13 protein-coding genes and 1 tRNA gene are annotated in these 12331 nt (G+C 30.1%); 1 reads left to right on the plus strand and 13 read right to left on the minus strand.

Annotation, left to right across the window (positions count from 1 at the left end):
* Positions 1-120 precede the first annotated feature (120 nt).
* The 13 genes from O3884_RS03580 to spxA all read right to left on the minus strand — a co-directional run bounded on the left by O3884_RS03580 (position 121) and on the right by spxA (position 11862).
* Complete coding sequence (locus O3884_RS03580; protein WP_371451726.1) at positions 121-1011, minus strand: restriction endonuclease; 891 nt, start codon at positions 1009-1011, stop codon at positions 121-123.
* 113 nt (positions 1012-1124) lie between these two features.
* A complete protein-coding gene (locus O3884_RS03585) occupies positions 1125-1745 on the minus strand; it encodes a DNA alkylation repair protein (RefSeq protein ID WP_371451728.1) in 621 nt (206 codons plus the stop codon).
* Between the two features lie 81 nt (positions 1746-1826).
* Positions 1827-3095 (minus strand): trigger factor, encoded by a 1269-nt coding sequence (tig, locus tag O3884_RS03590; protein WP_060913481.1) that lies wholly within the window; start codon positions 3093-3095, stop codon positions 1827-1829.
* A gap of 218 nt (positions 3096-3313) precedes the next feature.
* Positions 3314-4012, minus strand: a complete 699-nt coding sequence (locus tag O3884_RS03595) for a M48 family metallopeptidase (protein ID WP_371451730.1) — start codon at positions 4010-4012, stop codon at positions 3314-3316.
* 22 nt (positions 4013-4034) lie between these two features.
* A complete protein-coding gene (locus O3884_RS03600; RefSeq protein ID WP_371451732.1) occupies positions 4035-4712 on the minus strand; it encodes a YggS family pyridoxal phosphate-dependent enzyme in 678 nt (225 codons plus the stop codon).
* 302 nt (positions 4713-5014) lie between these two features.
* A complete protein-coding gene (locus O3884_RS03605) occupies positions 5015-7369 on the minus strand; it encodes a penicillin acylase family protein (protein ID WP_371451734.1) in 2355 nt (784 codons plus the stop codon).
* 327 nt (positions 7370-7696) lie between these two features.
* On the minus strand, positions 7697-8155 hold the full coding sequence (locus O3884_RS03610; RefSeq protein ID WP_371451736.1) for a hypothetical protein: 459 nt from the start codon (positions 8153-8155) through the stop codon (positions 7697-7699).
* Positions 8155-8601 carry a Fur family transcriptional regulator gene (locus O3884_RS03615; RefSeq protein WP_274459894.1) on the minus strand — a complete coding sequence of 149 codons (447 nt, stop codon included), beginning with the start codon at positions 8599-8601 and terminating at the stop codon, positions 8155-8157. The genes O3884_RS03610 and O3884_RS03615 overlap by 1 nt, the downstream gene beginning before the upstream one ends.
* Positions 8602-8604: 3 nt before the next feature.
* The gene (locus tag O3884_RS03620) at positions 8605-9156 is read right to left on the minus strand and encodes an NUDIX hydrolase (RefSeq protein ID WP_371451853.1); all 552 of its coding nucleotides are present in this window, start codon (positions 9154-9156) and stop codon (positions 8605-8607) included.
* 22 nt (positions 9157-9178) lie between these two features.
* Positions 9179-10099 carry a ribonuclease Z gene (rnz, locus tag O3884_RS03625; protein WP_371451737.1) on the minus strand — a complete coding sequence of 307 codons (921 nt, stop codon included), beginning with the start codon at positions 10097-10099 and terminating at the stop codon, positions 9179-9181.
* A 70-nt stretch (positions 10100-10169) separates the two neighbouring features.
* On the minus strand, positions 10170-10451 hold the full coding sequence (locus tag O3884_RS03630) for a cupin domain-containing protein (protein ID WP_314090591.1): 282 nt from the start codon (positions 10449-10451) through the stop codon (positions 10170-10172).
* Between the two features lie 4 nt (positions 10452-10455).
* Positions 10456-11334 (minus strand): CvfB family protein, encoded by an 879-nt coding sequence (locus tag O3884_RS03635; protein WP_274459897.1) that lies wholly within the window; start codon positions 11332-11334, stop codon positions 10456-10458.
* 129 nt (positions 11335-11463) lie between these two features.
* On the minus strand, positions 11464-11862 hold the full coding sequence (gene spxA / locus O3884_RS03640) for a transcriptional regulator SpxA (protein ID WP_004263567.1): 399 nt from the start codon (positions 11860-11862) through the stop codon (positions 11464-11466).
* Between the two features lie 383 nt (positions 11863-12245).
* On the opposite strand from spxA, the gene O3884_RS03645 reads away from it, so the two are divergent.
* Positions 12246-12329, plus strand: a tRNA-Leu gene (locus tag O3884_RS03645).
* Positions 12330-12331: the final 2 nt, after the last annotated feature.

Consider the following 12331-nt stretch of genomic DNA (forward strand, 5'->3'; position numbering starts at 1 on the left):
TTATTAGATATCTAAAAAGCTTTCATAAAGCGAATTTAGATATCAATAAACCACTGCGTCTATGAATTCTCATATACACTCTTTTAAAAGTTATTATTTTTGAATCGCTCATATTATTAATTATATTGCCAATATATCCACAGGTTCTTCATCTAGTAACAGTTTTACATCATTAATGTCAACAATTCTAAAGCCTTTGATCTTTGATTCCAGCTGTCTTACTGACTTGGTCACCCTCGATGTATCAATAAGTAATATCTTTTCATAATCAGGTACTTTTTCTTCTGCTCTCTTAAGAAATTTCATAACATGCTCAGGATGTAAATATGTCTGACCTTTATATGATTTTATTTCTACTACATATTTCTTTCCTTTTTTCTCAAGACATAAATCAAAGTCTGCACTTCTATTTTTGGGTTCCGTAACTTTATAACCAACATTTTTAAAAGCATATGCTAGTAATAGTTCTTTACCTATTGGTGAAGTCAACTTCTCTAAAGCTGCAAGTAATGGTTTAGGTTTAATCTTAATAACAGATTTCTTTAATCCCTCAGGATCTTTTGTTAATAATTTCCTATTAAATCCAATAATATAATCCTCCACTATGGCAAAATGACCATGTGCTATACAGTTTCTAATGGCAGTTAATAAAGCATTTATTTTTGAAAATGTAGTATATTTCGCAACTATTATTTTTTGACAATTAGAACAAATATTCCCCTCAAAAAATCTCCATTCATCATTACTTATAACATCCTTTGAACCTATCCACTTCACATCACGACTTTCATTCATTCCCATTTGATTCATAACGTAGGTAAATGAAAATTCATCATATATTTTATCAGAAATTAATTCATTTTTATCTGATTGGTATGAATCAATATTCGGAGTATACCAAAGTAATTTTTTTATTACAGTATCCATTTCTTCTGAAAGCTTAATTGGTCTAGGGCTGTGGTGTATTTTATAATTTTTTTCACTTCTACTACTACAACATTTCTTAAACATATCCTTCTCCTAATATGAAATCAATTAATATCAACTTTATTATAGCATATATCATGTACATAAAAAAGATACGTATAGATTATATACGTGTTTACTACTTTATCTTATTATACTTACTCCACAACAAACCTACTAGCTAATTTATACACTTGTTTGATTTCCTTAGTTTCTAAATTCCAAGTTTTTAATTCTTCTTTTATCAACTCTGGGAACTTTCTACTAACATCCCTTAATGCATTTCCTACTGATTTTCTTACATATTCACTAGCGTCTTCTTTAAATGCTGCTAGTCTTTTTATTGCTTCTTGTGGATTTTCTCTAAAATATGGTCTACTCGTCCATATCCTTAATCCTTCTGTGACAGCCCTTCTTGTATTCGGATTATCAGAACTTAGCCATTCATCAATTATAGGTATTGCATTTTCATAACCTTTATTTTTACAATATTCATCAAATGCTTTTGCAAGTACCTCTTGTACTCTCCAATTATCATCTTTAGATACCTCATCACGCATGAACTTAAGAATACCAGTATCACTTGATAAATATCCAAAAAGAAATACACCGTACATTCTAACTTGATATACTTTAGACTCATATGATAAGAAAGCCAACTTCTTAGTATAATCCCTATCATTACTTTTATAATCAGCTAAGGCTCTTTTCTCTTCCTCCTTAAATCCATTCTTTATTAAAGAAAATTCTTGTTCTAAGATTTTAATATATTCGTCCAAATAAGTTCACCACCTTATTATTACTAAAAAAAGCATATAGAATGTTAGACACTCTATATGCTTAAGGATGATTTGCTAAAATTAGTTGTTAGCTTTTAAGAAATCAACAGTTTTTTGGATTACTAACTCACCACGTAAGTCTTCAACACTAATACGTTGTTTGATTCCTTCTTCAGTCATGTTGTACATAGTAGCAAGTTCTTTAACTTCTGCATCGATGTCAGCTTCTGTTACTTCAACTTTTTCTACTTCAGCGATTTCACCTAGTACGAATGAAGTTTTGATTTTGTTTTCAGCGTCTGATTTCATTTCTGCTTTAAGATCAGCTTCACCTTTTCCAGTGAATTGCTCATATAAGTCGAATGATAATCCTTGACGAGATAAGTTTCCAGTGAATTGTTCGAACATTGAGTTAACTTCTTGTTCTACTAATTTTTCTGGTACAGAAACTTTTGCGTTTTCTACAGCTGTAGAAATTACTTTATCAGAATAAGATTTTTCTGCTAAGTTTTCTTTTTCTAATTTGATTTCTTCTTTTAATTTTTCTTTGTATTCAGCTACAGTTGAAGCTGCTTCTTTAGAAAATTCTTTAACGAATTCGTCAGTTAATTCTGGTAAAACTTTTTCTTTTACATCGTGAACTGTAACTTCGAATTTCGCTGCTTTACCAGCAAGATCAGCTACTTGGTAGTTTTCTGGGAATGTTACGTTAACTTCTGTGTCAACTGGTGCAACTTTTCCTTCTAATTGTTCTTCGAATCCAGGGATGAATGAACCTGAACCTAATTCTAATTCGTAACCTTTAGCTTCTCCACCTTCAAAAGCTTCGTCTCCGATGAATCCTTTAAAGTCGATAACTACGATATCACCTTTTTTAGATTCTCCTTCTTTAATTTGCCATTCAGCTTGACGGCTTAATAAGCTATCTAATCTTTCTTCTACATCAGCATCTGTAACTTCTACTGATTCTTTTTCTAATCCAAGGTTTTTGTATTCACCTAATTCAACGTTTGGTTTAACAGTAACAACTGCTTCGAATTTAACACCTTCTTCTTTGCTGATTTCTTTAACATCGATATCAGGCATAGCTAATGGTGAAACTTCTAATTCGTCGATAGCTTTTGTATAAGCTGCTGGTAATACGAAATCTACTGCATCTTGGAATAATGCTTCTTCACCGTACATTTTGTTGAATACGGCTCTTGGTAATTTACCTTTTCTGAATCCAGGTGCGTTAACACGTTTAACTGCACGTTTGAATGCTTGGTCTAATCCTTTCGCAAATTCTTCTTTTGTTGCTGAAAAAGCGATAACTACTTTTCCATCTTCTTTATTTAAAATTTGTGACATTTATTTTTCCTCCAAAAATACTTTTAAGTATCATCAAAAATGTTAGTATAAAAATACTAAAAACTCTTGATTAATTATATAGTAAATAGCGTAAAAAGTCAATCGTTACATATTCAAATTATTGTTTTTAAGAGTAAGTTAAATAGTTTCAAAAAATTATCTAACTTACTCCCATTTAATACTAAATTTCAAAAAAATTGTAATACTTCTATACTTTTTTATCTACCGACCAGTTTTTTACTAAATTCTTTTATTAATTTATCATTTTCTCTGTAATTAGGATAGTATTTTCCTAACAATGTGTAAAATCTTGGTGTGTGATTTGTTTCCAACAAATGGGTAAGTTCGTGAACAATAGTATGCTCCAAACACTCTATTGGATATTTTACAAGTTCGTAGTTTATCCAGATTCTTTTCGCTTCGATATTACATGTTCCCCAACGTGTTTTCATCTTTTTAATTCTAAGTTGTTCAGCATGAACATTCATAATCTTTTCATACTTACTAAGAAAATCCAAGCATTTATTATAAAGAATCTTTCTAAGTTCCTTGGTTACTATTTGTTCTCTATCTTGATATTTATCTTTAATGCTTAACATTAACTTATCATTAGAGATAGTTACCTTATTTTTATCTCCAAGTATAACTTCTAAAGTCAATTCTTTCCCGAAAACATAATGCTTTTCACCTGTTGCATAATTTTTAACAGTATGACCATTCTTCAAGATATTATTTCTTCTAAGTTTTATCTCATCTATATTTTCTTGAACCAGTTTTTTTATGATATAGTTTGGTGTTCTTGGAGGGGCACTCACTATTACATCAGCATTCTTTTCAACTTTTAAATAGATGTTTTTCATTTTTCTTCTGTATTTAATAGTAACGATTAAATCACCTACAGTTATTACTCTTTGCATATTACCCCTCCTCTATATTTTATTATTTCAACTCAAAACCTACTAAGGCAGTTCCAACTCTTATATGAGTCGCTCCTTCTTCAATTGCAATTTTATAGTCGTTACTCATTCCCATCGATAAGAATTCACATGGTGCATATGCTAAATTCAGTTCTTTTACTTCATCACGTAACTGTCTTAATCTTCTAAAGCAATTACGTAATATTTCTTCATCTTCAACAAAAGGTGCCATAGTCATAAGTCCGACAACTTTTATTTTTGAATACTGCTCCAATGATTTTATAAAATCAATAGCCTCTTCTGAAGTTAAACCATGTTTACTCTCTTCTCCAGAAACATTAACCTGTACAAAACATTTAACTTCCTTATCAGCACGTTTTTCGATTTCTTTAGCTAAGCTATCTCTATCCAATGCGTGGAAATAATCAACCTCATTAATTACGTCACGTACTTTTCGTGTTTGTAAACTTCCAATTAAATGCCAAGTCTTATTAGAATATTTCCCCTTTCTTTCAACATAATTTTGCGGACGATTCTCTGCAAAATCTGTAATCCCTGCTTCTATAGCTTCTTCCACTCTAGCATCAGTTACATATTTAGTTACAGCTATTAATTTCACTTCATCAACATTTCTTCCTACTTTTTCACAAGTTTCAGCGATTTCTTTTGTTATTGTTTCAAAATTCTCTCTAACGTTCATTTTCTCTCCTACTTATTTTCTTTAAACTCTTTCTAATTTTATTATAACATGATGCTTATTATTTTGTTATAAATTAAATAAAAAAGACATCTATTTAAATAGATGTCATAACAAGTAGTCGGACGGATTCGCACCGCCATTTCTCTTTTCAGAGCGTATTCCTTCTTCAAACCACTGCCCTACTTGTTACTCTCATTTTATCAAATTTTTTTCATTTTTCAAATTAATTTTATAGTATTCTTTATTTTTTCTATTAAAATATGGAAAGTAACAAGAAACCCTATTACTTTCCATTATTTTTATTATTTTCCAGGTACAAGTTCCAATACTCTATCCTTAGGAATATTTCCTATAGATTCACTCGTATATTCTCCTTTTACCCATTTTTCAATTTGATCATCATAATTATCACTTAAGAAGTGTCCACTTTGTCCAGGTCCAACAATATGATGTCCTGTTTTAGTCTCAAAGTCATAAACAAATCTCCATGATGCACCATGATTAACTAATCCCTCATCGTTTTGTCTAGCTGCTTGAACTGTAACTTTAGAACCTGAAATAGGATATTCTTTCGGATTTAAGAAATATGCTAACAATACAGATGATTTAGATAATGGATGCCTGAATCCTAATGTATGAGCTGTACCCCACTTCCATTTAGATACGTCATTCCCATATTTACCTTCTAATTCAGTTATAGTTTCATTTAAACTGTTTGTTAATACCTCTTGTAGTCCATTTTTCTCCTCAATAAGATTTACTTTTTTACCGTTTAAACTATCTCTAAGTACCTTATCTACATAACTCTCTTTATGAGGCATAAATTTGTAAACATCTGCATCCATCTTGTCTTTTAGTATATAAGATTGAATTTTTTTCATCCATAAATCAAAAATCAACGGAGCTGCTTCATCTTTCTCGTCTACATTATTCCATGATTTTAGTTTATCAACTACTTCTTTTTTAGAAATTTTATCTACGCTTATATTTTTTAAGAAGTTTGGTAAAAATTCTTGTGCATACAGATTTTTTGTATCCATTTGAAGTTTCTTCATATCATCAACTGTTAAATTATTTTTCTTTGATAATACTTCATCTATACGAGCTTTTCTATATGGCTGTGCCCAAACGTTTGATGTGTGATAATCAGTTTTCACAGTTTCAGTATTCGCTGTCGCAATAAAACCTTCTTCTGGATTAACAAGTTTCGGTAATTTATCATATGAAACATAACCACTCCATCCATAATCGCTACTATAACCGGGTACAGGAAGATTCCCATCTCCCTTTTTCCTAATAGGTACATTACCATTTGATTTATAAGCTATATTTCCTTCATTATCGGCAAAAACAAAGTTTTGAGCTGGTGCTTTGAATTTTTCCAATGATTTCTCAAATTCTTGCCAATTTTTCGCTTTATCTATATTTAAAATAGCTTCTAGTTCTTGCGTCGACTCAAGTGCTGTCCACTGCATTGAAAAACTCGTATCTTTATTTCCTAATGGTTTCAGTAGTTGATCAATTATTGGTCCATGTTTCGTATTAACAACCTCAAAATCGACAGCATCTTTTCCTTTTACTTTTATTGAATACTTATCAACTTTAGCATCATAATATTCATTATCATATTTAAATTTATATGGATTATTCTCTTGTCGTTTTTCAATATAAAGATCTTGAACATCTGGTCCAAAATTCGTAACTCCCCATGCTATGTGTTCATTATGACCAAGAATTATACCAGGTACTCCTGGAAAAATGACACCTGAAACTTTATTATTTGGTATTGAAAGTGACATCTGATACCAAACTGATGGAGTACCTAGCCCTAAATGAGGATCATCTGCCAATAACGGCTTACCCGATTTAGTCTTCTTACCAGAAACAACCCAGTCATTACTACCATTTTCCATCGGTGGTCGCTCAGTCTTAGCTGTATTCTTATCTATACTAACATCTATACCTTGATTCGCTTTTATAATTTCTTCATTATCTTTATTTTTTGAAAAACTATCAGGAAGTAACTGTTTTAGATTTTCTTCACCTAAATTATTTAAAATCCAATTATTAAATCCTAAGTGATCCCAGTGCCCACCTAAATCATATGCCATGTATTTTCCGACTGTTAAAGAATCAATAGGAGTCCAATTTTCAGGAGAATATCCTAATAAAGAAAACTCATAAGGTAATTTATTATCTCTTTTAGCTTCTTCAATAAATGCATTTACTCCTTGAGCATAATTTTCTAATATTTTTTTGGCTTCTTCTGAATAATCCTTGTAAGATTCTTCTGCTGCTTTCCTTAAAGAAAAAACTAGAAATTTCTTATCATTTTCTAGCGCTGCTTCACCAACTACTTCAGAAAGTCTACCACTCGCTTGTCTTCTCGCTAAATCCATCTGAAATAATCTATCTTGAGCATGAATATAACCCTGAGCTTTATATAAATCACTATCATTTTCGGCTTCAATCGTTGGAATTCCATTTTTATCTCGCGATATTTTTACGCTATTGTCTAAAATCTTTAATTCTGTCTTCCCTTCTACTGTTGGTAAAGATTTATGAACAAAATAATATCCATAACCTCCTACCAATAATAGCAAGGTTACTAACACTATTGCTAATCGTTTTAAAATCTTAATAACTTTATTTTTCATAAGTCCTCCTAAAAAATAAATTATACTAAGAATTATATTAGTTTTATCCATTTTTTGCAAACTGATAATTCCTAAAAAAACTCTAAATAAGCATAGTATTTTTTTCACTTTTATTTAATATTTATTATTTGATAGATACTGTCTATCTCTAAAGAATACTAACAATATAGATTGAATACATTTTACTTTACTATTCCCCTAATAATGACTTACCTTCTCAGATTTCTTGATATTTTTTAATATTTTACTATCATATTACTTCAACACACTTATATTTTTATAAAAATTTCACAAAAAAATTTCCGAAGAAACTGAATTCCTCGGAAATTATGCTTCACGCTTATATTTTTCTGAATTTCTTATTAATATTATTCTTATTCCTAAGAAAAAGTATATTAAACAACTAATAAATAGTATACCTAAACTAAAGATTAATAGTAATATACTGTACACTAGAAAAAGAAATGCTACTATGTTGTGATTTATCCCCTTTTTAAAAATCACAAAAAGTAATAGTAAAAATAACACTACTAAAAGTGCAAAGTATAACCATGCAAGTTGCCCCATAATTTGAAAGATAAAATGCATATCTTTTGTAGAGACATTCGCACTATCTTGAGTAAGGCGTGTTTGTTCACGAATCTGATCAACAATTTTAGTTCTTAAATACTCATTTCCTACATACTCTCGAAACAGATTGATCATACTTCCAACAAACCCGATGTATACTACATAAACTACGCTAGAGATAAGTAATAATATTTTCTCTAATTTGTCAAAATGCATTAATTTTCACCTTTATCCTTACACTTAGCGCAAGTACCATAAAATGATAGAGAGTTATCCTGAACTTCAAATGAGTATTCTTTTCTCATATATTCAATAAGTTTGTTAAATATAGGATTTGATACTTTCTCTATATTATTACAGTTAGTACAAATTAAATGATGGTGTAGTTCATCATCAACAGATTGTCTTAAATGATATTTAGAAACACCATTACTGAAAGAAATTTTTTCTAAGATTTTTAATTCATAGAAAATATCTAAAGTTCTATAAACTGTAGCAATACCAATATCTGGTGTTTTCTCTTTTAAAATAAAGTATAATTCTTCAGCACTAAGGTGCTGTTCATCATTTTCTACTAAAATCTCAACTATTTTTTCCCTTTGAGGTGTTAGTTTATATGGTGATTGTTGAATTATTTTAATTATCTCATCATAAATAGTCATATATTATTTTGCACCTTTCCTATTTTTTAAGTAAGATAATGCAAGCATAGTCTTACTATCAGTTATAACATTATCATCTAAAAGTTTGAATGCTTCTTCAATTTTGTATTTTCGTAAATTAATGAATTCATCATCATCTGGATTTTGTTCTCCAGCATACTCTAAATTATCAACATAATATATAGTGATCAATTCTGAACTATAACCAAGAGCTACATGCACATCACATAGCATTTCTAGTTCCCCTTCTTCAACCACATATCCTGTTTCTTCTTGTAGTTCACGAATAGCGGCTAATTTCTTATTATCTTCTCCAGGCTCTAATTTACCTGCAGGAATTTCTAAAGTTACAGCTTCGATAGCTTTTCTATATTGTTCAACAAGAATTACCTCATCCTCTTTAGTAAGTGCTAATATCGCCACTGCTCCTCTATGATTTATCAGTTCACGTGTTGAAGTTTCTCCGTTTGGTAAAGTTACTGTATGTACTTCTAAATCAAGAACTTTACCTTCAAATATTTTCTCTACTTCAATAGTTTTTTCTTCTAAATCTATTTTCATAATTTCCTCCATCTCTTTACAAAGTATATTCTTCTAGATCATGTGCAATCTTCACACTACATTTATCGCATAGCGATTCTACAGCATCTTTTTCAATATTTCTATCGTATCTTGCACTAATATGTGTTAATAATAAATTTTCAACCTTACTATTTTCTATCATCTTCTCAACATCTAAAATGCTCAAATGATAGTTTTTTCTTGCATGGTGCGCATCTTCTTTTAATAAGTAGGTGCACTCTGTAATAATGATATTACTATTTTTAACAAATTCATTCAATCCTTCAAAGTATCTTGTATCTGGTATAATCGAGATTTCTTTTCCAGGTTTATCTTCAGATAAAAATTCACTTGAATTATACACCTTTCCATTAAATTCAAAAGTATCTGATTCCTTTATTTCTCTATAAAACGGCCCTGGCATAATTCCTAATTCTCTTAACTTATCTGCATCTAAGCTCCCTTTTTGTTTTTTAAATATAATTTTATATCCAAAACATTCAACATTATGAGCTAATGGATAGCTAAAAACAGTAACAGTTTTATTATCTATTATACACTGTTCACTAGAAATTTCAATATATTCCACGCTATAAGAAAGTGAACAATGTGTGAACATCATGTTCTTTTCTATAAAATCTTTAATCCCTACTGGACCATAAATAGTAACCTTTGAAGCATTCGTATTTAAAAGAAAACTTCTAGAAGATAAAAAACCAATTAACCCCAATACATGATCAGCATGAAGATGGCTAATAAAAATTTTAGTTATTTTGGTTGGTTTAATGTTTGTTTTTAAAATCTGATGCTGCGTTGCTTCTCCACAGTCAAACATCCAACACTCTTTTAGTTCTTGCATAAAGTTAAATACAAAACTCTGTGTATTTCTAAATTTTGCTGGAAGCCCAGCTCCTGTTCCTAAAAATTGTACTTCCATCGTATTCCTCTACTTTAAAATTAATAATGGTGGCCTAAAAAGATATTCCATTTAAGCCACCTTATGTAAGTTATAGTTTTACTACAAAAATCTGTGCATCTTGTAAGCAAGTTATTACATGCTCTACCCCTGCTGGAATTTCTAATAGTTCAAATTCATTTACAGTCTCAACCTCTTCTTCAAAAGAAACTGTAATCTTTCCGCTAATATTTAATAATAAAATATTTTTATCATTGCTATATGAGTCTGTTTGATTCCCTACTTTTAGATTCATATGTACCACTTGATATTTATCATTTTCTAATACAATACCACCTAATAGTGCATTTTTATCTAATTTTACTTTTTTCATAATCTTATCTTCCTTTACGTTTATATAACCCGTCTTCTTCAATCATAATTAATTTATTCTTGAATAATCTTCCAACAGCACGTTTGAAACTTCCCTTACTCATTCCAAACACTGCTTTAATTTCTTCTGGATCTGATTTATCTGTAAACTCACAATATCCGTTGTTTTCAATGTAATCCATGATAGCTTGACCATCAGCATCCATTCTTTCGTGAGCTCGAGGTAAGAATGAACCATTAATTTCTCCATTATCTTTAACACCAATAACACGCAGAGTAACTTTTTCTCCTAAACGTGGTTCTTTTTCACGTTCACTTTCATGAACAAAAACTTTGTAACCGTCTTTTGTTAATAGGAATGTCCCAACTCGCATTAAACGGTATGGATAAGCTTCAATATCTTTATTCTTCATATTCTTAGTTGCTTTAGAATATAATGATGCTACGATAGTCTCTGTCGCCAAACGCGCAAATAATTGTCCACTAAAATCACGACGTAAAGTAATAAATAGTTCGTCACCTTCTTTAGGCCAAACACTTCGTAACTTTGGTAAATCTTCTCCTAAAAGTGGAATTTCACGAGAGAACCCAATATCAAGACCTACTCGGTCTTCCTCTACTTTTACTACTTTACTAAACGAATAATCTCCAACCGTAACTTCTGGAATATTCGGTGTTGCGAATAATTTCCCACTACGTGAAGGGTATACGAACATTGAATACTCTTCTCCAATTTCGTAATCATCTAAACTTTCTACGTCAGATTCGTTACAGCTAATTTCTTCTTCATTCGGTCCTTTAAAAACTAATGATGAACTTTTCTTTTCTACTAACTCTAAAAAATGAATTTCTCCAGTAATAAATTTTATATCTTCTCTTTCCATCAAGTACCTCTTTCTTTTATTTATTGTATAACTTTTTACAGAATTGTCACTAAATTTCATCCCATAAAAAAAGGTTGATACCTAATATCAACCTTTAAATTAATCGGAAAAAGTAGTATCAGGGCGTACTTACTTAACCATATTTTTTATTTGTTTTAATTGATTTACTCTTATTTCCTTTGGAAGGAATCTTCTTATTTCATCTTCATTATACCCAACTTGTAATCTCTTATCATCAACAATGATAGGTCTTCTAAGCATTCCTGGATTATCTTGAATAACTTTATATAATTCTTGAATTGACATACTTTCAATATCCAAATTCAATTTTTGGAAAGTTTTCGATCTGAATGAGATTATATCTTCTGTTCCGTGCTCCGTGATAGACAAAATGTCTTTAATCTCATTTGTTGTCAGAGCTTCTGAAAAAATATTTCTTTCAACAAAGTCTATTCCATTTTCAATAAGCCAAGCTTTCGCTTTTCTACAAGAAGTACAACTTGGCGATGTAAACAACGTAACTACCACCAGCACTCACACTCCTTTATAAAAATAACATTAATATTTTTATAATTCTATATACTTCTATAATTATACTACATATATTATAATTTTACAATATACTATTGAAAAAATATTTTAATTTGTCAACTAAAAACACTTGTTTTACATTGTTTTACGTTCGACTATCCTTGTAGACACAACGTTAATGTGTAACCCTTACATTTTTATATTTGATTAGTTAAAATAAATTATATAATAATACACTCTAATACTACTTTACATATTCTTACTATCTTATTATAAACATTGTAATTAAAATTTAAATTAAATATTATCGATAATTTCTAAAGTTTTTATAAACATAGCTAAATTGACAATGCTTTTTATGTATGATATCATATACATATGCCAGCATGGCGGAATTGGCAGACGCACTGGACTCAAAATCCAGCGATGGCAACATCGTGCCGGTTCGACCCCGGCTGCTGGTATA

It is taken from the genome of Gemella sp. 20925_1_85, assembly GCF_041433735.1.
GTDB lineage: Bacteria > Bacillota > Bacilli > Staphylococcales > Gemellaceae > Gemella.